This is a genomic window from Anabaena catenula FACHB-362 (genome assembly GCF_014698735.1).
Taxonomy (GTDB): domain Bacteria; phylum Cyanobacteriota; class Cyanobacteriia; order Cyanobacteriales; family Nostocaceae; genus Anabaena; species Anabaena variabilis_A.
In genome coordinates, this window is the sequence record NZ_JACJTQ010000041.1 from 14,229 (window position 1) to 37,413 (window position 23,185).

The following is a 23,185-nucleotide window of genomic DNA, read 5'->3' on the forward strand; positions in this document are numbered from 1 at the left end:
GTGGCCTGCGCTCTGCACTTCCAAAAAATTAGTATCCTTATTTCCCTTATTTCTTATTAAGAGTTAAGAGCCTCCATGAGTAAATATGGCTACGCCACGCAAGCTATCAGTAATCAAACCGGATTCCTATATAAGCAATAAATGTTATTACCGATATTGATTTGGCTACCAGATGTTAAAAAATATTTATATGCCCCCGTTGACATGATCAATCTACGAGGTTTAATTGGGCAGATGTGGAACCTCATTGATCACATTATTTCCCAAATGTGGTGTTTTTATTTTCCTATTACTATCCCTGTTAACATATACTATTTAGACAAAATTACCCAAAAAAAAACCAATCAACAGTTAAATGATCATGAAAAATATAACTATGTATTAGCCTGTAACAAGCCAAAAAACCAGCAGTCATTTCAGCACATGAGTCAAGCTGATAAGCAGGAATTGTTAGAGCAACTGAAATCAGATTACCGCCAAATTCTTATACGTTACTATCTTACAGACAAAACTCTGCAATCTAGCATTGATAGATTTATCAATGCCTTATTTTATGCTAATATTCCTGTGCCAAAAATTATAGAAATTCACATGGAACTTATTGATGAATTTTCCAAGCAGCTTAAATTAGAAGGAAGGAGCGACGAAACATTACTTGATTACAGACTGACATTAATAGATATTTTGGCAAATCTCTGTGAAGCCTATAGAAGTGCAGTTTCTAAAATCAACTGAAGAAACTCAAATCCTCACTTCATCGTCGCTAACTTCAGACAAATGCATCAGCATACAGCAGAATTCAGGAGTCAGGAGTCAGGAGTCAGGAGTCAGGAGTCAGGAGTAAAACTGGCGAATGTGTATAAGTTTCAATTTTGATTCTGTACCTCATTGATCTGCAATCTGCTGTATTTTGTATTCCTATTCTCAAAACTAGCCTGTACCTTTATGAATAAATCCAAAAAAACCTATGTTCTCAAGCTGTATGTAGCCGGGAACACTCCCAACTCCGTGAGAGCATTAAACACACTCAAAAACATATTAGAACAAGAATTTAAAGGTGTTTATGCTTTAAAAGTAATCGATGTCCTCAAAAACCCCCAACTAGCAGAAGAAGATAAAATATTAGCCACACCGACATTATCAAAGATTTTGCCGCCCCCAGTCCGCAAAATAATCGGAGATCTTTCAGATAGAGAAAGAGTTTTGATAGGATTAGATTTACTCTATGAAGAATTGAGTGACGAAGACTGGGAAGAATAAAACTATTTTTCATAAAAACCGAGTCCAAATTTTAGTAATTTAAAAACCAGGGTTAAATACCCAGATGTGATAAAAAATGAGTTACAAAGATCCAAAAGAGCCAAAAAATCCACTAATTGGGGGTGTAGAGAAAATTCGCACAATGATCGAGGGCTTTGACGATATTAGTCATGGCGGTTTACCAGTTGGTAGAACAACCTTAGTCAGCGGAACTTCTGGTACAGGTAAAACTTTATTATCTCTACAATTTCTGTATAATGGCATCACCTACTTTGATGAACCAGGAGTATTTGTTACCTTCGAGGAATCACCCAGTGATATTATTAAAAATGCCCATATTTTTGGCTGGAATTTACAACGACTGATTGAAGAAGGAAAACTGTTTATTCTCGATGCATCACCTGATCCTGAAGGTCAAGATATCGTCGGTAACTTTGATCTTTCAGCCCTAATTGAGCGCTTACAATATGCGATTCGCAAATACAAAGCCCATCGAGTTTCAATTGACTCAATCACAGCAGTATTTCAACAATATGAAGCCGTAGGAGTAGTAAGACGAGAAATTTTTCGGCTAGTAGCACGACTCAAACAACTAAACGTTACCACCATAATTACCACAGAGCGTGGTGAAGAATATGGGCCAGTTGCTTCCTTTGGGGTAGAAGAATTTGTCTCTGACAATGTAGTAATTGTTCGCAACGTTTTAGAAGGAGAACGCCGCCGACGCACAATTGAAATTCTCAAATTGCGCGGTACAACCCACATGAAAGGCGAATATCCATTCACCATTACAAATGCAGGAGTCAATATTTTCCCATTAGGAGCGATGCGTTTAACACAACGATCTTCAAATGTTCGCGTATCTTCTGGAGTCAAAACCCTGGATGAAATGTGTGGTGGTGGTTTCTTTAAAGATTCGATTATTTTAGCCACAGGAGCCACAGGTACTGGTAAAACTCTGTTAGTCAGCAAGTTTATTCAAGATGGTTGTGTGAGCGGTGAGCGGGCGATATTATTTGCTTATGAAGAATCCCGCGCTCAACTGTCTCGCAATGCTTATTCTTGGGGAATTGACTTTGAGGAATTAGAACACCAAGGTTTATTAAAAATAATTTGTACCTATCCCGAATCAACCGGTTTAGAAGATCACTTACAAATTATTAAATCAGAAATTGCCGATTTTAAGCCAGCCCGGATTGCCATTGACTCCCTTTCAGCACTAGCTAGAGGCGTAAGTAATAATGCTTTTCGCCAATTTGTGATTGGTGTTACAGGTTATGCTAAACAAGAAGAGATTACTGGTTTCTTTACTAACACCAGTGATCAATTTATGGGGTCACATTCCATTACTGACTCTCACATTTCCACGATTACTGATACAATTTTAATGTTGCAGTATGTAGAAATTCATGGTGAAATGTCGCGGGCAATCAACGTCTTTAAAATGCGGGGTTCGTGGCACGATAAGGGGATTCGGGAGTACAATATTACGGCTGATGGGCCTAATATTAAAGATTCCTTCCGTAATTACGAACGAATTGTCAGTGGCGCTCCTACCCGCGTTAGCATAGACGAAAAGGCAGAACTTTCTCGCATTGTCAAACGTTTTGAAGAAAAACAAAGTTCTGATTCTTAAATTCGTTGGGAAAGCCTGCACTGTAACGTCTAAGCGTTCAGCGTCGGGTAATTCACTGTCGTGCTATATTCTGTGTGAAGACAAGTTTTCTGCCGCTAGATAGATTTTCGTGTGAGGGGATGCGGTGAAAGGACAGCAATTATTTCATAGTTTCTTACCTGGCGTAACAGCAGCGGTATTAACAACTCAGTCAGCTTGGGCGGGTACTGTCAAGGTAGGTGAAGTCAAAACGACTTCTTCTCCTATTGTATTGACTGCAACAGATGGGAAAACCTCGGTTGTGGACAACATGAATAAACAACTACCCAATACTGCGCTTGATAGTTCTCCAGTTTTAGTACCTGCCCTTGATTTCAATAACCTCAATGTGAAGTCTTTAGGCAATCACATTGTTCCAGAAATCGCTGGGGTTAATCATAAAAGTCTGCCAGGAGACAAAATACCGAAAACAGTTTTACCAAGTTCAGTGACTGGGACAAAGTTAACAGAGTTATTCGAGGCAAAAAAATGTTTACGGACAAAGCAGAACAGTCAAGCTGCTTTGCTGTTGGCCTCAACAAACTGTTCACAAGAAAACGCCTCCAGTGAGCGGTTAGCCCAGGCTACTACCCCTACTGAATCAGAAACGCCTAATACGTCAGAGCAGCCTGTTCAAAACTCAGACACTGTAACGCCTGCACCTACAGGTTCCACAGAGACTTCTGAATTCCTGAATCCCAGTCCCAATCCTCTACTATTTCCCACGAAACCAGAGGAAGTGACAGTTCAGGGCAATCAGCCAATTACTTTGGCACAGGCTCTAGAACTGGCAAAGCGCAATAATAATGAACTACAAGTGTCAATATTGCAGTTAGAACGCAGTAGAGGCTCTCTCAAGGAACAACAAGCTTCTTTGTTGCCAACGGTGGGGCTGACTGGTAGTATTACTAACAGCCGGAGTAGTAGTAGTACATTGCAAGCTAAACGAACACAGAGGTTAAATCCCAATGCACCGGACGCTGAATCTGATACCAGCTTTACGAGTGAAGCACAACTGAGATATGACCTTTATACCTCTGGGAGACGAAACGCTGCTATTAGAGAGGCTGAGGAAAATATCCGCATTCAGGAGTTGGATGTAGAGCGGCAATCAGAGGATATTCGTTTGAATGTTGCCATAGAATACTATGAATTGCAACGAGCAGATGAAAATGTCCGGATTTCTCAGTCAGCGGTGCAGAATTCTGAGGCGAGTTTGCGAGATGCACAGGCTCTAGAACGGGCTGGTGTGGGGACGCGGTTCGATGTGTTGCGATCGCAGGTGAACTTAGCAAATGCCCAACAAGACCTCACTAATGCTCGTTCCCAACAAGAAATTGCTCGTCGTCGTTTAGCAACTCGCTTAAATATCCCGCAGTCGGCAAATATCACTGCGGCAGATCCTGTACAGTTAGCTGGTCTTTGGCAGCAAACCCTCGAACAGAGTATTGTCTTAGCTTATCAAAACCGTCCTGAACTGCAACAGCAGTTGGCACAGCGGAATGTGAGCGAGCAGCAAAGAAGACAGGCTTTAGCTTCGTTGGGACCACAAATTAGTTTAGTTGCCAGCTATGACCTGTTAGATGTGTTTAATGATAATACCAACGTTAGCGATGGTTATTCAGTCGGCGTGCAAGCAACCCTAAATTTATACGATGGGGGAGCAGCAAAAGCCAGAGCATCTCAGGCTAAATCTAATATAGCGATCGCTGAAACTAATTTTTCTGAACAACGTAACCAAATTCGCTTTCAAGTAGAACAAGCCTATTCTACTCAGCGCTCTAATTTAGAAAACGTCCAAACTGCTAATGCGGCTCTAGAACAAGCTAAAGAGTCTTTACGGTTAGCGCGTTTGCGATTCCAAGCAGGTGTAGGTACTCAAACTGATGTCATTAACTCAGAAAATGACCTCACCAGATCCGAAGGTAATCGCATTCGCGCAATTTTGGATTACAACCGAGCTTTGACTGAGTTACAACGCTACGTCACTTCCAGAGCTTTTAATCAGTAAATAAATACAAACTTTTTTAAAAGCGCCAAAAGCCTCATTTAGCAGTGTAATTACTAGCAAATGAGGCTTTTTTGTCAAAAAGACTATATTTGGTAAAGTGAGGGAAGACGCGGTGACGGGGAGATGGGAAGATGGGAAGATGGAGAGATTTATTTGTAGCTTGAATTTAAGTGAATTGATATAACCACTAAAAACTGAAAATTGAAAACTGATAAAAGATAAAACAACTCATGACTAAAGTGACATCTCAAGAAATTGCCCAGTTCCGCTCTCAATTGGCAGATGATCCTCAAGCCATGGGAGCGCTAGACTTGATAGAGGATTGTGACGGAGACTTAGAAGATGCAGCCATGTCTCTAGCAATTCGGGCTGGACAACAACCAGAAAGAACGAATGCTGAGTGGTTAGACGCTTTGGCGAGAAAATGGCGTGCGGTGATTTGTGAACAAGAATATCGAGAAGACTTGGTGAACGGCTCAATTCCAGCCATGATGACACATCTAACCACAATACCTGCTTTTCCGAAAATTTTAGCAACCCCAGTTTTGATATATATTCTCAAACAAGGTGTCAATACTTTTTGCGAGCCATTAGATTCGTTAAAGTAATACAGCTACCCAGCAGCTGCTTTCCTCCTGAGATATGGAACCAGTGCTGATACGCTGTTAATTAAGCAAAACCTCTGTCAGATTACTATTTTAATTAAAATCAATGAATTACCTTGTGGCCGTATTATCAGACCGTATCCAAGCAGAAGCTGCTTATTTAGACTTAGAAAAAGTGGGCATAACAAGTAGTATCCTGGGTAGAGGGTACAAAACCGCTGATGAGTTTGGCTTAATTGACCCGAAAGAGCAAGCCAAAAAGCAAGCGCAACTTATGGCATTCTGGCTGGTTCCCTTTGGTTTTTTTGCAGGTTTTACTTTCAGTTTCATCACTGGGTTGAATACCTTTGCTTGGGCGGGGGAAATTGGTAATCATGTTGTTGGTGGGCTACTGGGTGCTGGTAGTGGTGCAATGGGTAGCGTAGTTGTTGGTGGTGGAGTCGGTTTAGTTGCAGGTGGTGGAGATGCTTTACCCTACCGCAACCGCTTGGATGCTGGTAAGTACATAATTGTAGTTGAGGGTTCAGAAACTTTGACTCGCCAAGCTACCCGCATATTACGTCAGTTTGATCCAGAAAATATCCAGGGTTATGCTGAAACTAATTAATTGGTCAGTACCGAGTACCGAGTACCGAGTGCTGAGTACCGAGTACCGAGTGCTGAGTATTGAGTATGAATTTTCTTCCGCTGCCTCCCCTACACCCTACACCCAGTCCCCATGTTACCCAGAGAAGAACTTTTAAAAGGTGTTGAAAACCGCGATAGTATCGCTCGTGTGATTGACCAGGCAGAGCAAGCTATTAAGACCTGGGAAGTGGTTTTTACTGATTTTTTGTCTCCGCCAGAGTTGGCAGAAATTCAACGGGTTTTTAGTCGATTAACAGACGTGCATTTGGTGGCGTGGGGTGGATATCCTCAAGCAGAACGCCAAAGAATTGCGATCGCACGTTCTGAATTACCATTAGATTCATCTCAAGTCGCTATCAGTGCTTTAGAAATTGCGGGTAATTTCCTGTTTGATACCGCAACTCACCGCGACTATTTAGGCGCAATGTTGGGGACGGGAATTGTCCGGGAAAAGACAGGAGATGTGATTGTTTTGGGAGAGAGAGGGGCGCAGGTAATCGTCGTCCCAGAATTGGCGGAATTTCTGGAAATCAGTCTCCAGCAAGTGCGTTCAGTTCCTGTGAAAACCCAGCGGATTGATATTAATGAGTTAAAAGTCCGGGAACCAAAGAAAAAAGAATTGACGACAGTGGAAGCTTCTTTGCGTTTAGATGCGATCGCATCTGCCGGTTTTGGAATGTCTCGCAGCAAAATGGTGGATTTAATTGACTCTAATGATGTGCGTGTCAATTGGAAAGAAATTACCCAAGCCAGTTCTCAAGTCAAATCAGGAGATTTAATCGCAATTCGCGGTAAAGGACGTTTAGAAGTCGGCGAAATCGCTGTTACTAAAAAAGACCGTTACCGCGTGCAATTGACTAGGTTTATGTAGGTGACAGGGAACAGGGAACAGGGAACAGGTGACAGGTGACAGGGAACAGGGAATAGGGAACAGGGAATAGGGAACAAGTAATTCTTCTAATTACGAATTACGTATCCCTAGCGGGACCGTAGGCACTATTACGAATTACGAATTACTAGTTACTTTAAACTGTTTTGCCAACAAACTTACGAAAGATTCTCTTGGTAAAAATCTGTGCATATTCACAATGACTCGATTTCCTAAACCACCGCTAACTACTGTGGATTCACCTTTTTCTAAAGCTTGCAAAGCATCATCCACAACTTCTTTAGGAGTGGCTATTTTATTTGTTGAACCTGCCAAAGCTGCGGGAAACTTAGCTTCTGTGAAAAAGTCTGTTTCTGTTGGCCCAGGACAAACTACCAAAACCCGGACACCATAATCACGATTTTCTGCCCATAATGCTTCACTGAAACTAAGGACAAAAGCTTTAGTTGCTGCATAAACAGACAGATAAGGCATTGGTTGAAATCCCGCAATTGAAGAAACATTAATAATGCTTCCCGAACGGCGTTCTCGCATTAAAGGTAGAAATTTATGAGTTAAATCTACCAATGCCATAATATTTAATTGAATCATATTTAATTGTCGTTGCCCGTCTCTTTCAGCAAAGTCGCCATAATCGCCAAACCCAGCATTATTGATTAACAAATCAATTGTTAATTCTTTAGATTTGAGCAAATCAAATACATCATTAGTGGCATTAGGTTCGGTTAAGTCTTTGGCTATAATCTCGACTTTAACTTTGTGTTTTTGTTGTAATTGTGTGGCTATTTCTTCCAACTTCTCTGCTGAACGTGCAATCAGAACAAGATTTGTTTGACGTGCAGCGAGTTCTTCTGCAAAAGCTTTGCCAATTCCCCCAGAAGCCCCGGTAACTAAAGCTGTTGACATTTTAGGTATTATCTGATTTATTCAATCACCTTATTTATGGTAGCAACTCTTTTCTGAATCTGTGGCAATACTGTTCGGTTAAGAGTTTTTGTAGGTTGGGTTAAGCGACAGCGCAACCCAACAAAAGTCCGTAAATGTTGGGTAACAAGAACGTCAACCCAACCTACCTGATTTAATGTTTTTAGCTTAACCGACAAGTATTGGAATCTGTGGTAGTTAAAAAAAGTTGATTTGTGAATATAGCAATCCTACTAAATGATTTGTTCCCGGTTCTCTGTTAGGAGTTCCCTTTTCCCTGATAATTTCTATATGTAATGATTTTCAGCGAAGAAAGGGAATACTAGTGGTAATTAACTCAAAAACATTTGCGGCGATGGCTGAGAAGTTCAGCTAAAATCCTTATAAACCTAGCTTTTCCCTGAAATTCTTACTGTACTCTGCTGTTTCCCAATTTTGGGCAGATTTAACTTGTTCTATAGTTAAACCTTTAGCATTCCAAAAATTAGCTCCTTGTATATTGGCGTTATTAAGTTTTGCTCCTTCAAGGTTAGCATTTCCAAACTTTGCTCCTTTCAAATTAGCTCTTTGGAAGTTGGCATTTTTAAGGATTGCTCCGTGAAAACTGGCCTCTGTAAAATCAGATTCTTCAAGATTAGCTTCCTGAAGATTCACACCCCAAAGAATTGCTTTTGAGAGTTTAACTTTTTGAAGAGAAACATGAGGAGCAATCAAGTATGCTCCTGCTGCCGCAGCGTTGAAATTTATCGGGAACTGGGTATGTTCATCGTATAAAACTTCTCTGAGGTCAGTACTTTCCAATTGGGCTTTTAGAAGAGATGCACCATAAAATCTAGCTCTATAAAGGTTAGCTTTGTTGAGATTAGCTTCATCAAGTATTGCTTCTGTCAAATCAGCCCCTGTGAGATTAGCTCCTGTGAGATTAGCTCCTGTTAAGTCAATACGTTTTAAATCAGCATTTGGAGCATCTATATTCCGCAAAGAAACACCGTCTCTGGCTAATTCTTCCAGAGCAATTTTTCTAGCATAGCTAGTAACTGTACCAGAAGCAGCAGCCGCATCGATTGCTTTCCAGTACTCAAAATGTGACCTCTTTATTTCTGAAAGAATTCGTTCTTCTCGTTTTGGGAGTTCAAGTAGGAAAACAGTTACACCTATCAGCACCCCCAGTTTACTAAGAGCATCAAGTATCTTGATAAAACCTAAATTTGAAAGCCAGTTAGCAATTGGGTCGGAAAAAAATAAGGTAATTATCAAAACTATCAAAGCACTAAGCCAAACAGCCCAAAGTAAAAGTCGCTTTAGCCATAATAATGATTTGACTTTTTGCTTTGATTGATTGCTTCTCAAGATGATTTAGCCTTCTGCTGCTTGCGTGCTTAATATAACAAGATGTAGTTGGAAATTGGTAGTTTTAACAACATATTCAACATATTAATTATATATCGATTGTGGACTCTTCAGAAATCCCCATGTCTATGCCTGACGGCAGGCTTCGCCAACAGACCGGGGAAGCTTCAGGAATTATCACTCAGTTGAACAGTGTAAAATCAGGAACCACAGCATATCCTGAAGCAAAGCGATTATTGACATTGGCGAATAATAAGCTTAAGCAGCTACAGGCAAAATAAGTAATTAGCTGCCAATTATGCTTGACAATTGCTCAAAGTATATGCTAATTTATATGTTCATGTGGTTAAGGACGGTTAGCTCAGTTGGTTAGAGCACTACGTTGACATCGTAGGGGTCGTTGGTTCGAATCCAATACCGTCCATTTTTTTCTGTAAAGCCAGGGAATAAATTCCCTGTCTAATAGCTAAAGTCGGTTTAAACCGACTAACTTTGTTAAGTTTAATCGGGTTTAATGTATTTTGGTTATTAGTCGGTAAATTTATTTACTGATTTTGTTGGAGGTTGGGGTGGTTTATCTAAATCTGTTTCTTGTTCTAATAATGCAATTGTTGTTCCATTGAAATGATGTATTTTTTGATTATGCACATAATCAATGGCTTCTTGTAATTGTTTACCTCCTACAGAAAATACACCATATCCTTCCTGCCAACCAAATTGTTGTTTTACATTACCTAAAGAATGATTATAATGATAGGCACTACTACCTTTTAAAGTTTTCACAAATTCAGCAATAGACAATTTAGGAGGAATAGAAACCACCAAATGAATATGGTCTTCAATTCCACCAATAGCATGAATTATACAACCTAAATGATCCGCCTTCCCAATTAAATAACCATAAAATTTTTCCTCTATATCATTGGTGATCAAAGGCTCGCGTTTTTTCGTAGCCCACACAATATGATAATACAACCGCCATAAAGCCATAATAAATTTTAAAAAAATAAATCTGTAATAATAAAAGCTATCATTTTTTCAACAAATTTATTCATAATTAAATCAAATTCCCCACTTAACCCCCAACTCCTCCCACATTCCAGTCGGTTAAAACCGACTTTAGCTATAAGACAGGGAATTTATTCCCTGGCTAAATAAATGGCTATATAAAAATGCAATTATATCCATTGGTTTGGATATGCCACTTAATCACCTATAAAATATAAATTAAGCCGCCAACAAATCATCCACCTCATCCTTGGGGTGGCTGAATATAAACTTAATTTGCCTTACCGAAAGTTTAGTCACCGTACATCCTCAAAAGCCAATTTACAGCACTTTCCACATCCGGGACTTGTTCCCCTGCTGGTATAGGTGGACGGTTTACCATCACAACTTTTATACCCATTTCCCGCGCAGCGATAATTTTGGCATAAGTGGCATTACCACCACTATTTTTGCTGACAATAGTATCAATTTGATAACTACTTAAAATTTCTCTTTCCTTTGCTAAAGTAAAGGGACCGATAGCGCACAACACAATTCCTGGAGGTAATACAACATCAGGGTTAGGTGGATCGATCATTCGCATCAAAAACCACATTTCCTGCAAATGGGAAAAAGCAGAAATTTCTTGTCTCCCAATAGTCAAAAATACCCTTTGCGCTTGATTGTTCAACGCTGCGGCTGCATCGATAATATTTTCTACTTCTATCCAGATATCTTCCTCCTCTTTTTCCCAAGTAGGACGAATCATCATTAAACGGGGAATACCTGCTATCGTTGCTGCATTTGCTGCATTCCAGGAAATCTGATTTGCAAAAGGATGAGTAGCATCAATTAACACATCAATTTGCATTTGATGCAGATAACTAGCCAATCCTTCCACACCACCAAAACCGCCGATACGGAAATTACCAACAGGGGTAGAAGGTTCACGGGTACGACCGGCTAAAGATGCGATCGCTTCAACTCCAGAAATATTCGCCACCCTTGCAGATAATTCCGCAGCGTCACCAGTTCCACCCAGAATCAAAACACGCAACATAGCTATTTTGGATTTTTATCTATTTTTCAGGTAAATGAATCACATTTTTTTCTCACGCAGAGGAGCCGGTGCGTTGCGCGGGTTTCCCGCGTTGTAGCAACTGGCGTAGCGCAGAGTCGCAGAGAGAAATCAGGAAAAAGGTCAATTAATTGTCGGAATTCTAGCCAAAATGCCCTTTTTAAGAGGTTCTGGGCGTTCTGACCAAGGTAGGACACCATCAGGCTTAGTGTAGTATTGACTAGCACATTTCAGCACAGCCTCAGCACAACCCTCAATAGGCAAATCACCGAATAGATAAGTTAACTTACCCTGACCGGCAAAAGCGACCACACAGGAACGGTTACAAGCACTCATACATTCAACTTCTTTGATGGGGAAATCATCGCGTAAATCCCAATCTTGGGCAAGTTTCTGAATTTCTTGTAAAAGTTTTTGACCACCGCTTTCACCGACACGCTTACCATCTTGCCAAACACTGGCGCAGGTTTTACAAACAAAGAGACTATGAGAAGCTACACCGATGTTACTAGTAGGGGAAATTGGAGAAATGTTAGCAGCAGTCATCTGTATCCTCGCAGATTTGCACAATTTATAATTATACTGCCAGCATTTTGACTCACACAGCTTTTGATGATATCGGCTGTTGTCACACGGTGCTGGAATCTGTGTCTGTATTCAATTTCGTTAAATCTTTACCTTCCAGAATAGTTCGTTTAACATTCGTCCCTTGAAGATACGCCCCTCGAAAATCAGCCTCTTGAAGATTTGCCCCTCGAAAGTCAGCTTCTTGAAGATTTGCCCATTGAAGATTCACACCCTGAAGATTTGCTCCTCGAAAATCAGCCTCTTGAAGATTTGCCCATTGAAGATTCGCTCCCTGAAAATTTACCTGTCGCAGATTCGCCCCTTCAAGATTAGTCCATTCAAGATTTGCCCCTCGAAAATCAGCCTCTTGAAAATTTGCCCCCTGAAGATTTGCACCTCCAAAATACGCTCGTTGAAGATCCGCGCCTCCAAGATACGCCCCTCGAAAATCAGCCTCTTGAAGATTTGCTCTTTGAAGATTTGCTCTTTGAAGATTTGCTCTTTGAAGATTTGCTCTTTGAAGATTTGCTCTTTGAAGATTTGCCCTTTGAAGATCCGCATTGTAAAAATCTTGAAAACCGAGAATACAGTTTTGTAAATCTAAAAAATTCAAGAATCTTAAACAAAATACCTCATTATTCAATCTTTGTCCCCTCAACCGAGAAATCCATACACCAAAATCTTGAGGAGAATGCCATTTAATCTCGGAAACTTTCTTTGTCACTCTAGCACAAGCATTCAACACAACTAATAATGCTTCTTCTGCATTTCGTGCTTGCCGATTTTCTTCATAAAAATTAGCTAACTTTAATTCTTCCATCGGCATCCCATCACGTAACATAAAACTAATCAAATCGCATAAATTTTGCTGCCATTTGGCAACATTTCCTAGTTCTTGTAAACGTATTTCATCAAAAATAAAGCTAAATAGATATTCATTTAGAGGAGATATACCACACAAAATAGCCCATTGTTTTAAAGCCGCTTTTTCATCCCATCCTTTACGGCGATTTTTTTGACGTTCTTCTAACTGTTCATGAATCAAATATAATTCTCTTACTATCCGTCTAGCTGTCAAATATTCACCAAAACTCTTATGAGTAAATTCAAAAGTTTTCTCCTGTTCCCTCACCCCACTTTGGCGGAAATAAAAGGCTGTTAATAAACGAGTTATACCTGCTTCTGCTGCTTGCTGATATTCAGCAAAAAGATTTTTTAAATGATTATTATCACTACAAATTTTCTCAATTTTACTAACTGTTGTAGTTCTTCCGTCTCCGTGCCAACAAGCCAAAGCAATTTCTTCTAAAACTTCTGCAAATTCTTCCTCATCTTTGATTCCAAATTCTTGATTTATGGGATGTTTTTTCTTATCTGCCCATTTACGTTCGTAAACTGCTTTAAGTAAATCTGCATAAATACTATTCAAATTACTATCTGCTGAAAAATCTACTTCACCACGAGCAAAACTTAAAGCCACCAAATAATTTAACAAAGGTTGAGCAGTAATTTCTCTTAGCTTTCCCTGATTTAAATCCGATGGTAAGCCAGTATATTTTATCCCCTTGGCTTCACCATAACCCTGCCACCATAAATTTCTTTGGTCATTCTCTAATAAATTTTGCTCATCACTATAATTATATTTCTCATTTTCTTCTATAAAATAAGGCAAAACATACAATATTTCTTGTGATGAGTTATCCAATAAACTGCTATTTGCCTGGATCGTTAAATCGCGTCCAGTAATCAAAACTTGTAAACGAGTTTCCCGTTGATTAAAATTATCTAAATTTCTCTCAACTTTCAGAAGAAACTCTTTAGCAACTTCAGCCCCATGTTTACCCTGCATTGCCAATTCATCTAACCCATCAAAGATAATTAATAATCGTGATTCAAAATCATTTCCTTCTAAAGGATTCTCTTTAATAAAACCATTACTCAAAACAAAATTACCAACGGCATTAACTAAATTATCTGTAATTTCAAACCGATGTAAGGGAATAAATAAAACTCTAACTTCTCCCTTTTTAGCTTGGTTAGCTGCAAATATTTTGGCAAAGGAAGATTTACCACTTCCGGGTCCACCACTAATCACCCTCATAGCATCTTGAGAGTCAGCTTTATTTAACCAATTTTCTACTTCTGTTTCTAAATCAACAACAACCTGCTCAATTTTCTCTTCTTCTCTACCAAAAGTTTCAGTTTTTTTAACCTTAATTTTGCGTTTATAATAAGCCCGCAACGGCACATAAACCTGTTTTAAACCAAAGGCTTCATCAAACATCCTTTCATTAACTTGGTTTTCCAGCCACGCGCTATAAATTTTCCATGCTTGTTGTCGTTCAGTGGCTTTAACAAAAGGACTGTTGAGGTTATTTATTAAAGATTGATATTGATCACTATTTTTTAACCATTCTTTGTGCAGTGCATAGACAAACTGAGCGGGAATTTGATTACTAATAACTTTCGCTTCTGCTGAACTTACACCAAAGCTTTCTAACCATTGAGCAAAAGGTGTTTTAATTTCTTCAACAATTACCAAATTTTCAGGATGATCAAAAAAGTTAATATCAATTGTTATTTCTTGTGATTCTAACTTTTTTAAACATTGCTCTAAACGATGATTAACTATTGTTTGAATATCTTTATTATCAGCATCTTGTAATAAATCTTTTCTCTCTTCTGCTAAAGTCCACATTGCTTGAATTAAAGCCCGAAGAATTAAATCCCAAGCAACTTCTCCAGGCTCTTTACCTAACCCAACTGCGGCGAAAACTTCCACAAAATTTTCTGGTATATTACCAAAATTTGCAACAGTCGCATTTGCACCAGCTTTGGTTAATGCTGTAAAGAAACTTCCGAAGTTAAAGTTAATTTTTTTATTTAATAGTGAAACTGGCTTTTTGATGAGAATCCCTGATGTGTCGCTCATAATGTTTTGAAAGTACGTTGGATTGACGTAAGGAAACCCAACATTATTAATACTTTTGTTGGGTTGTGCTGTCGCTTAACCCAACCTACTTTTTTATTATTTAAAATCTTAAACCCACACCACCTTGCAAAGATAGAGCAGTACCTCCACCATTGCGGTAGGCATCAAAAGCGATAATAGCATTACCAAAAATCACAGTATTGCTATTAGGAACTACATAATCAATTCCCGGCTGCAAAGCAAAGCTAATCTTATTACCCACAGGGGAAGCTGTATTCCCACTAGTTAAGACCATCCCAGCACCCAAGTAAACATCAGTTTGCCAATTGAGAGGAACATCATAAGAAACTGTAGGCACAACTGCTGTACCTTGACCAATTAAAGCTTGAGCGCGGAAAGAAACTGGTGTTTCTAGTAACTTGTAACGGGCAGCCAAAACTCCACCAAGTTGAGTACCATCACTTAGCCCTAATGTTGGACCAATACCAACATAGCTACCATAAGCTACTTGAGCTTGTGCTGGTTGATTATTGATAGTCAGACTCAAAACCGCACCAACCCCTAGAACTGAAACTAAATGTTTAAGATGCTTCATGAGCGAACTCCTGACACCATTTATATAAATATGTTACCTATATTACTCTTAACGGTGATTGGTGATTGGTGATTGGTGATTGGTGATTGGTGATTGGTGATTGGGAATAGATAGAAGTTATTCTTCTCTACTCCCCTACTTCCCTTACTCTCTTCCCTGTCACCTGTCACCTGTCACCTGTCACCTAATACTATGGACAACGGGGATGAATGCCACCTTTAGTACAAATGAAAGCCAGTTGGTTGGGATCTAGATTTTTGGCTTGAGTAAAATCAACGCCCTGGACTATAGCCGCTTGTGAACCGAGATCGGAAGTTTGGACAAATTGATCTGCGGGGTCTTGTTTGGCAGGGAAGAGAATAGTACCTTGAAAATCTGCTCCGTTCAAATTTGCTCCCCGTAAATCTGCACGACTTAAATCAGCATTTCGCAGGTTGGCGTTTTCCATGTGGGCAGAGCGTAAAACAGCACCAGAGAGACGAGCAGTACTGAAGTTAGCATTGCTAAGATTAGCATTATCCAAATAAGCTTCAGATAAGTCCGAGCCTTGCCAATCGGTGTTAGTTAAATTGGCATAGGATAACTGTGTGCCGATCGCAGAAACACGCCCTAAATGAGCGGCGTATAAATTAGCTTCCATTAATTTAGCATCACTGATATCCGCCCCGGTGAGGCTGGCATTTTCTAAGACTGCTTTCTGTAAATCGCTGCCGATTAGCTGGGCGCTGCTGAGGTTTGCAGCCACGAGACGGGCATTGGATAAGTTAGCTTTGTTAAGGGTAGCGCGGCTTAAGTCGCTGCGGTTCATCAATACTCGACTGAGATTAGCCTCCGAGAGGTTGGCTTGCTTCAACTGAGTTTTACTCAAATCAGCGATGACATCATCATAGGTATCCCAACGTCCATCTTCACCTACACTGCGGAAGCGACTACCGGTCAAACTAGCTCGATTCAGATTGGCAGCTTTAAAAATAACTCCAGATAAATCAGTGTTGTTTAGTACCAAGTTGAATAAAGAACTTGCCTCGGAGCCTGTAGTCCCAAGTTGGGCGCTGCTCAAATCGATGTCATTAATTTTGCCACTATAGACAGTCAAAATCTTATTGATAGCTTGTTGATTAAGAGTTAACTGCTTTTGTCGAAGTTCTCGGTTTGGGCTGTTACCTGCTGATTCCAGTTCCCCTGAGAGAAACTGATTCATGCGTTTTAATTCTGGCAGAGCTTGGGTGCCAATATTTGCCAAAGCCTGTTGGATTGTATCCAAGGTGCTGGGGTCAGTTTCCGTAACCAGCAAATCCACAAGAAATTTGATTGCTTGTGTGTCATTGATACCACCCAAAACCAGAATGGCCCTTTGGCGTTCCTCATTGGTGACACCAGCGTTAGGATTAAGTTGTTTTACCAGTTCGAGAAACTTTTGGCTGTTGAGTTGCTGGGTTTTTCGTAGGCTTTCTTGATTTTGGATGTAGATTTGTGTACCTACTAAGGTTGACAAAACAGCAATCATGCTGGCTAGACCTACCAAAAACAGGGTGACATTGGGGCTGCGGGTTCTGACTGCTGTTGAGGTAGGCTGCTGACTAGATGTATTTACCCCATCCTCATTTGCTGATGGTGACTCCTCGTTGGCAGGAATGACAGTGGGTTTAACCCGTTTGTTGGCTGTTGTGGCATCAATGGTGTACGTACCTGCTAACTGATCATGGAAGGCACGACGGCGCTTTTGCGAAGGCCAGCCCATGCCTTCTCCTAGCACCATCAACACAGCTAAAAATGTGAACAGACCTAGGTTAGGAAAGGCAAAGCTGTAGCGCCAGAGTAGATAGGCGATGGAAACTGGCACAGACCAGCGTCCCAGTCCTTCCCGCACGACTACAGCGCCCAAACCGGGGGCGTTACCTTCCTCATTAACTACCTGCACACCAAACCTGCGCTTGGGGATGGTGCTGCCGGTTTTACCTAGTAAATACAATTGCCACCAGGAGAGAGTGATGGGTGCTAATAGGGCGACTGTCCAGAGGAAATTAGTCGGCCAGGCCACATTTCTAATACCGTAACTTACGGGTAGAGCTAAAGGGCGAGCGATCGCTCTTTCTGTGACTACTAACACTGGATTCAGCGGCACTCGGTTGATATCGCTGCGAGAATTGGCATAAACACCCATGCCAAAGGGAACCAAGCCACTGGCAGCTACTAGTGTCATTTCCACTGCCCAAGCTGCAAAACGCCTTGTTACTAGGGGCAGGGAATTCGCTTTTTCTGGTTTTTTGGACTGGCTAGATTGATTAATATTTGTCCTGACAGTTGGAGTCGTCATTGCATATTTCCCTTTGACTTTATGTTTACGCCACTCTCGGCGCGGTTAAAATAGACTATTGCTTATTTTGAAAGCTATTAGACACAAAAAATTTGTATCCAAGATACACTAAGACTGCCAACAGTGCCAGACTAATTACAGATGCCACAAGTTTAAACACTGTTTGTAGCACCAAAAAGCCCAAAAAGATCGCCAAACCGGCAACAGCAACTTTTTTTATCCCCGCTAAACTTTGGAACCATAAACGCGATCGCTCTAGATATAAGTTCAATTTGGCAAACCTAGACGGGGGTGTCTGTTGTTGTGTTTCTGGTTGGGCAGGGGTTGGGGAAAATGAATTCATCTCCTCTTCTAGCTTTTGGAGACGACGTTGCCAGTCTTCTTCAGATTGCGGATTCATAAATCTTATTTACTTCAGCTAGGACACTTATTTTACAACCAATCCACCAAATCCCTTATTTGGCAGTTGTTTTAGTGATTTTAGCTAATGTTTATATGTGCAGTACCTCTGTAGTTAGGAAAAATAATGTATTTCGCCGTTAATTTACTAGAGGTTGTAAAACAAGAGTTTGGGTATCAGCAAAACTTTTCTGTCTTTCTGCTCACATTTCAGGATATTTTAACTAATTCAGGGGGTTTAAGTCCCTGACGCGGGGACACAGGGACGCGGGGAAAATTAAGAATTACCTGTCACCTGTCACCTGTTCCCTGTTCCCTGTTCCCTGTTCCCTGATTACGAATTATTTTAATTTTGTCCAATTACTTAAAAATTTATACCTTCTCTGTCGGAACAAAATCGGCTGGCTTACGTCTTTAGAGACAGATAGAGATAATTTATAAATTTTTATATCAACAGTCGGGAGCATTAATTAAAATGAAGACTTTAAGGCTATTGACCCTTGTTCCCGCAGCCTTGGCGATGAGTTTGGTTTTTAACCAAGTTAGTTTCGCCCAAACTCCCATAATTCTAATTGATAAAAATCTCCAGACAGACCCGACTATTGTCAATGGAACGTCTGGGGGAAATGTCAAGAGCAATTGCGGAAATATTACCACTGCACCCAGTCAAGTTATTAGGGTTAAAGAACCACTACCTTATTTACGATTAACAGTTCAGAGCCAGGGAAAGCCCACACTGTTAATTGACGGGCCTGGGGGGCGCTTTTGTGTGATGGCAGATAATTACTCAGGAGATAAGCCAGAACTTGCTGGTTTTTGGCAGGCTGGGGAATACTCGCTCTATATAGGCGATTTATCCCAGCAGCAGTATAGCTATACACTATCGATTTCGCAACAAAAGCAACAAAATAAGTAAGTCGTAATCTTTGTCTTGAGCGTCAATCTGACAGTTAATCTTCTATTGATGTGGCTGGGACTTCAACTGCGGTGATATCAATTGTGCCGTCTGGTGTGAAGCGGCGAAATTTACTATTTTGTACTAATAGCTGTTCTCCGCAATTTGGACACTGTAGCTGGCTGTTATTTAAACCTGTCGATTCAAATCCGCAGACGGGACAGTTGTCAGCAACTAAGTTACGTTGTAGCCACCAGCGAAACCCAACGTAGGCTATAACTGGTGTCACCAGCAACAGTCCCACAATAATGAGTAAAGAATTAACTAACCAGCCTAAGCCCAATGATGCTAACAGCCAGAACACTGCTAATAGTGTCAGCCAAGGGCGGAGTTTATCAAGATTCAATTGAAAGTTATTAAGGCGCATTTCTCAAATTTTTTCGACTTTCACTCTATCTTAGTCATTGGTCATTGGTCATTGGTCATTGGTCAGTAAAGAGGAGGAGAGGAGCATTTGTTGTAGGCGTTGTTGAAAGGCTTGTATACCAAAAATAGCGATCGCTTGCTCTCGTAACCATTCACCATGACAACGTTGATCCTGACCTTGAAGAATTTTTATACAAGCTGCTGCTACTGCATCGGGGTTACGGTGTGGTACTCTCCATCCTAGTTTACCATCTTGTAAGGGATCAGCCGAGCCATCATTGTCACCAGATAAAACTGGGACACCACAAGCCATTGCTTCTAGGTAAACTATGCCAAAGCCTTCTTGAGAGGGCATAACATAGGCATCCGCTAGACGGTAGTGTAACATTAATGCTTCTGTAGGCACAAAACCGGCAAAGATTACGCGATCGCTCACACCTAAATCTTGTGCTAACTGAGCTAATCGTGGTTGGTCATCACCACGGCCAATCACCAAATATTTTACCTCTGGAACCACCTGGATAATTTGCGGTAATGCTCTAATTGTGACATCTACACCTTTGTAAATATCCCCAGACCATAAACGCGCTACAGTCATTAATACCTTGGCATTATTTAAGCCATACTTCTCAACTAATTCTGGTGCTTTAAAGCCTGGAGTAAATTTATCCCCATCAATAGCACAAGGTAACATCTTTACCTGAAGAGGATCGATGCCATTAGCCGCACAAGCACGATCTCGACTATAGCGGCTAATTGTCCAAATTGCCGAAGCTGAAGCCAACGCACGTCGTTCTTGATTTTTTAGCGGTTCCCAGACTTCCTTGCCATAAGTTAATACAGTATAAGGAATACCCAAGGGCTGACATAAAATTTGGATAAGTCCCGCTAACTTAATATGACCACAGAAAACCTGTTGTGGTCGGTTTTGGATTAGATATCGAAATAATGCCAAAGCCAATTTAACTCTCCCTATTTTGGGGGAATTATCTTTAAAATAATGAAATTTTAAATTTTCTGAGGCAAAAGGATTAACACAATCAGGACTATCCCGCAACAAAAAAACTTCCGCTTTACAACTTTGGTTTAATCCCAAATAGGCGCGAAAAATATCCTTAACATAGGATTGAATTCCACCTTCAAGGGCAAAAATTTCTAAGAACACAAATACATGATTGGCTCTCTCGTTAAATTTTCCACTTGAAGTTACTTTATCTGCCACTTTATTAATTAGCATTGTTGAATATTATTTTGGTAGAGCCGATATAAATGGCGTAACTTTGCCACTTTGCAAACCTTCCAAATCTGTTTTTACCATCTTTTCTAAAAGTTGTTCAAAACTAACTTTTGGTTCCCAGCCAAGATTTTGTTTGGCTTTACTAGGGTTAGCAACGAGTTCAAAATGTTCATCTGCGCGTAACAAATTGCTATTAGTAACTACGTGATTTCGCCAATCTAGTTCCACACAATCAAAAGCCGTGGCGATTAATTCTCTAACACTGTGGAGTTTACCTGTGCCAATCACATATTCCTCCGGCTCATCAACCTGTAGCATTCGCCACATAGCTTCAACATGATCTCCAGCAAAACCCCAATCACGTTTGGCATCCAAGTTACCCATTTCTAAGGTTTGGGTTAAACCCAATTTAATCGATGCTACCGCTAAAGATACTTTGCGTGTCACAAACTGAGGAGGACGTAGAGGAGATTCATGGTTATACAAAATACCACTACAAGCAAACAAACCATAACGCTGTCGGTGATGCACCATAGTCCAGTGAGCGTGTAATTTTGCTGCCGCATAGGGATTTTTGGGACGGAAGGTAGTTTCTTCATCTTGAGGAGATACATCAACATCCCCAAACATTTCTGAACTGCTGGCTTGATAAAACCTTGTAGATAAACCAACTTGCCGGATTGCGTCTAATAACCGCGTAGCAGTGCCGGTGATCAGATCGAGAGTTCCTAAAGGATCATGCCAGGAATCGGGAACAAAACTCGGCGCAGCTAAATTGTAAATTTCGTGGGGCTGTAGTTGTTCCACAGCAGTTAATAAACCCGCACTATCTCTTAAATCAACGGTGTAAATTTCTACCTTGTCTGCTAGACTGCCCAATTTTGACAAATTAGGTTGTCGATGGGGGGATACCAAGCCTACGACTCGATAATTTTGGTTAAGCAGTAAATGACTGAGATAGTAGCCATCTTGACCTGTAATGCCTGTAATTAGGGCTGTTTTTGTCATAAGTAGTCGTGCAAAATAAATTATCTAGTTAGGGGAGGGAATAGGGAATGGGGCTGACACGGAGACGCGGGGATGGGGGGACGGGTCGAGTTTTTTAATAAGCAATTAACCGGACTTGATCTTAAATCTTTGTGGCTGTATCTCACGAATGCGGAGATGTCTATAGTATATTTAGTATTATTTTTACAGAAAAATTGGTTTTTCCATTAGTGAGATTTCGGAAATTTCTTAAACATTTATTAAAGATTTATGAATATATTAATTTTGGCTGTCTATTTTAAAGATTTGACCAAATGAGTAGCAATCTCAATCTTTTCGCACCTGTTCAGCTGGGAGCCTATATCCTACCCAATCGGATTGTTATGGCTCCTATGACTCGGTTAAGGGCAATTGACAGTATCCCTAACTCGCTGATGGCGACTTATTACGCTCAACGCGCCAGTGCAGGGTTAATTGTTACAGAATGCACGATGGTGTCTCCTCTCAGTTTAGGCTACATGAATTGTCCGGGCATTTACTCAGAAGAACAGGTGGCAGGATGGCGCTTGGTGACAGATGCTGTCCATGAACAAGGAGGAAGAATTTTTCTGCAACTTTGGCATTCTGGTAGAGTTTCCCACTCGTCTTTGTTGGGTGGTGAGTTGCCTGTTGCACCTAGTGCGATCGCAGGAGTTGGTTCATTACATACGCCTATTGGTAAGGTTTCTTTAGAAACTCCTCGTGCTTTAGAAATCGAGGAAATTACTGGAATCGTTGAGCAATTCCGCCAAGGGGCGAAAAATGCTTTGGCTGCTGGTTTTGATGGTGTTGAACTTCACGGTGCTTTTGGTTATTTAATTGACCAATTTTTACAAGATGGCTCTAACCAACGTACTGATGAGTATGGTGGTTCCATTGAGAATCGCAGCAGGTTTCTTTTGGAGGTGGTAGCTGCGGTTGTTGATGTTTGGGGGGGTGAACGAGTCGGTATTAAACTTTCACCTAGTAATACATTTTACGGGATGCAAGATAGCAATCCTCAAGCAACTTTTAGCTATGTGATCAAGGCGCTTAACTCTTTTGGACTTGCTTATCTGCACTTGATGGAACCGAATGAAGTTGATTTAGCTACCCGTGAGGTGTTGAATCCTGTCATTACTGAGTTTCGCCCGATTTACCCAGGAACTATCATTTCTAATGGTGGGTATGATGGCATCACCAGCGATCTCATTATCATTAGTGGTATCGCAGATTTAGTCTCTTTTGGCAAGTTATTTATCTCTAATCCAGACTTACCAAAACGCTTACAAATTAACGCTGAATTGAATACACCAGATCCAAAAACGTTTTATGCTGCCGATGCTACAGGATATACTGATTATGCTTTCTTAGAATCTTAGCATCTTCACAAAGAAAGCATAAAATTCGGCATAAAATCGATAAAC

At 40.6% G+C, this 23,185-nt stretch carries 22 protein-coding genes and 1 tRNA gene; 11 read left to right on the top strand and 12 right to left on the bottom strand.

The genetic code is table 11. From position 1 onward, the window contains the following. The first annotated feature begins 141 nt into the window (after nucleotides 1-141). From H6G68_RS21010 to H6G68_RS21040, 7 genes are all read left to right on the top strand, one after another. The gene (locus H6G68_RS21010; protein WP_190908383.1) at nucleotides 142-735 is read left to right on the top strand and encodes a KaiA family protein; all 594 of its coding nucleotides are present in this window, start codon (nucleotides 142-144) and stop codon (nucleotides 733-735) included. 210 nt (nucleotides 736-945) lie between these two features. After that, nucleotides 946-1,260, top strand: coding sequence for a circadian clock protein KaiB (gene kaiB / locus H6G68_RS21015; RefSeq protein ID WP_190716823.1), 315 nt, complete (start codon nucleotides 946-948; stop codon nucleotides 1,258-1,260). A 76-nt stretch (nucleotides 1,261-1,336) separates the two neighbouring features. After that, nucleotides 1,337-2,896 carry a circadian clock protein KaiC gene (kaiC, locus tag H6G68_RS21020; RefSeq protein ID WP_190908384.1) on the top strand — a complete coding sequence of 520 codons (1,560 nt, stop codon included), beginning with the start codon at nucleotides 1,337-1,339 and terminating at the stop codon, nucleotides 2,894-2,896. 124 nt (nucleotides 2,897-3,020) lie between these two features. After that, nucleotides 3,021-4,925, top strand: coding sequence for a TolC family protein (locus tag H6G68_RS21025; protein WP_190908385.1), 1,905 nt, complete (start codon nucleotides 3,021-3,023; stop codon nucleotides 4,923-4,925). Between the two features lie 230 nt (nucleotides 4,926-5,155). After that, nucleotides 5,156-5,533 carry a hypothetical protein gene (locus H6G68_RS21030; RefSeq protein ID WP_190908386.1) on the top strand — a complete coding sequence of 126 codons (378 nt, stop codon included), beginning with the start codon at nucleotides 5,156-5,158 and terminating at the stop codon, nucleotides 5,531-5,533. 103 nt (nucleotides 5,534-5,636) lie between these two features. Beyond that, on the top strand, nucleotides 5,637-6,137 hold the full coding sequence (locus H6G68_RS21035) for a hypothetical protein (protein WP_190908387.1): 501 nt from the start codon (nucleotides 5,637-5,639) through the stop codon (nucleotides 6,135-6,137). Nucleotides 6,138-6,248: 111 nt separating this feature from the next. Beyond that, nucleotides 6,249-7,028: a photosystem II electron transport protein, Sll1252 family gene (locus H6G68_RS21040; RefSeq protein ID WP_190908388.1), complete on the top strand. Its 780-nt coding sequence runs from the start codon at nucleotides 6,249-6,251 to the stop codon at nucleotides 7,026-7,028. A 135-nt stretch (nucleotides 7,029-7,163) separates the two neighbouring features. Here the strand turns inward: H6G68_RS21040 and H6G68_RS21045 are convergent, their stop codons facing one another. Together H6G68_RS21045 and H6G68_RS21050 are read right to left on the bottom strand one after the other, a co-directional pair. Beyond that, a complete protein-coding gene (locus H6G68_RS21045; protein ID WP_190908389.1) occupies nucleotides 7,164-7,952 on the bottom strand; it encodes an SDR family NAD(P)-dependent oxidoreductase in 789 nt (262 codons plus the stop codon). A gap of 399 nt (nucleotides 7,953-8,351) precedes the next feature. Continuing rightward, nucleotides 8,352-9,320, bottom strand: a complete 969-nt coding sequence (locus H6G68_RS21050) for a pentapeptide repeat-containing protein (RefSeq protein ID WP_190908390.1) — start codon at nucleotides 9,318-9,320, stop codon at nucleotides 8,352-8,354. A 101-nt stretch (nucleotides 9,321-9,421) separates the two neighbouring features. On the opposite strand from H6G68_RS21050, the gene H6G68_RS21055 reads away from it, so the two are divergent. Together H6G68_RS21055 and H6G68_RS21060 are read left to right on the top strand one after the other, a co-directional pair. Next, nucleotides 9,422-9,601: a hypothetical protein gene (locus tag H6G68_RS21055; RefSeq protein WP_190908391.1), complete on the top strand. Its 180-nt coding sequence runs from the start codon at nucleotides 9,422-9,424 to the stop codon at nucleotides 9,599-9,601. Nucleotides 9,602-9,670: 69 nt separating this feature from the next. Further along, nucleotides 9,671-9,744, top strand: a tRNA-Val gene (locus H6G68_RS21060). Between the two features lie 104 nt (nucleotides 9,745-9,848). On the opposite strand, the gene tnpA is transcribed toward H6G68_RS21060, so the two are convergent. The 7 genes from tnpA to H6G68_RS21095 all read right to left on the bottom strand — a co-directional run bounded on the left by tnpA (nucleotide 9,849) and on the right by H6G68_RS21095 (nucleotide 18,196). Next, nucleotides 9,849-10,310 (bottom strand): IS200/IS605 family transposase, encoded by a 462-nt coding sequence (gene tnpA, locus H6G68_RS21065; RefSeq protein WP_190908392.1) that lies wholly within the window; start codon nucleotides 10,308-10,310, stop codon nucleotides 9,849-9,851. 310 nt (nucleotides 10,311-10,620) lie between these two features. Further along, nucleotides 10,621-11,367, bottom strand: a complete 747-nt coding sequence (locus tag H6G68_RS21070) for a cobalt-precorrin-6A reductase (RefSeq protein ID WP_190908393.1) — start codon at nucleotides 11,365-11,367, stop codon at nucleotides 10,621-10,623. 141 nt (nucleotides 11,368-11,508) lie between these two features. Then, nucleotides 11,509-11,931, bottom strand: coding sequence for a DUF1636 domain-containing protein (locus tag H6G68_RS21075; RefSeq protein WP_190908394.1), 423 nt, complete (start codon nucleotides 11,929-11,931; stop codon nucleotides 11,509-11,511). Between the two features lie 82 nt (nucleotides 11,932-12,013). Then, a complete protein-coding gene (locus H6G68_RS21080) occupies nucleotides 12,014-14,884 on the bottom strand; it encodes a pentapeptide repeat-containing protein (RefSeq protein ID WP_190908395.1) in 2,871 nt (956 codons plus the stop codon). A 100-nt stretch (nucleotides 14,885-14,984) separates the two neighbouring features. Then, complete coding sequence (locus H6G68_RS21085; protein ID WP_127055730.1) at nucleotides 14,985-15,479, bottom strand: hypothetical protein; 495 nt, start codon at nucleotides 15,477-15,479, stop codon at nucleotides 14,985-14,987. A 190-nt stretch (nucleotides 15,480-15,669) separates the two neighbouring features. Further along, on the bottom strand, nucleotides 15,670-17,796 hold the full coding sequence (locus H6G68_RS21090; RefSeq protein WP_190908396.1) for a pentapeptide repeat-containing protein: 2,127 nt from the start codon (nucleotides 17,794-17,796) through the stop codon (nucleotides 15,670-15,672). 55 nt (nucleotides 17,797-17,851) lie between these two features. Beyond that, nucleotides 17,852-18,196 carry a hypothetical protein gene (locus H6G68_RS21095; protein WP_190908397.1) on the bottom strand — a complete coding sequence of 115 codons (345 nt, stop codon included), beginning with the start codon at nucleotides 18,194-18,196 and terminating at the stop codon, nucleotides 17,852-17,854. A gap of 474 nt (nucleotides 18,197-18,670) precedes the next feature. Here H6G68_RS21095 and H6G68_RS21100 point away from each other — a divergent pair, with 474 nt between their 5' ends. Continuing rightward, a complete protein-coding gene (locus H6G68_RS21100; RefSeq protein WP_190908398.1) occupies nucleotides 18,671-19,111 on the top strand; it encodes a hypothetical protein in 441 nt (146 codons plus the stop codon). A 34-nt stretch (nucleotides 19,112-19,145) separates the two neighbouring features. Here H6G68_RS21100 and H6G68_RS21105 read toward each other — a convergent pair whose 3' ends face one another. From H6G68_RS21105 to H6G68_RS21115, 3 genes are read right to left on the bottom strand one after another with little or no spacing between them, the layout of a single operon-like run. Continuing rightward, a complete protein-coding gene (locus H6G68_RS21105) occupies nucleotides 19,146-19,517 on the bottom strand; it encodes a hypothetical protein (protein WP_190908399.1) in 372 nt (123 codons plus the stop codon). A 48-nt stretch (nucleotides 19,518-19,565) separates the two neighbouring features. Continuing rightward, nucleotides 19,566-20,753, bottom strand: coding sequence for a glycosyltransferase (locus tag H6G68_RS21110; RefSeq protein WP_190908400.1), 1,188 nt, complete (start codon nucleotides 20,751-20,753; stop codon nucleotides 19,566-19,568). Between the two features lie 9 nt (nucleotides 20,754-20,762). Then, entirely contained in the window at nucleotides 20,763-21,761 is a 999-nt protein-coding gene (locus H6G68_RS21115) for a GDP-mannose 4,6-dehydratase (protein ID WP_190908401.1), read from the bottom strand. 293 nt (nucleotides 21,762-22,054) lie between these two features. Between H6G68_RS21115 and H6G68_RS21120 the strand changes: the two genes are divergently transcribed. After that, nucleotides 22,055-23,140, top strand: coding sequence for an alkene reductase (locus H6G68_RS21120; RefSeq protein WP_190908402.1), 1,086 nt, complete (start codon nucleotides 22,055-22,057; stop codon nucleotides 23,138-23,140). The last annotated feature ends 45 nt before the right edge of the window (nucleotides 23,141-23,185 follow it).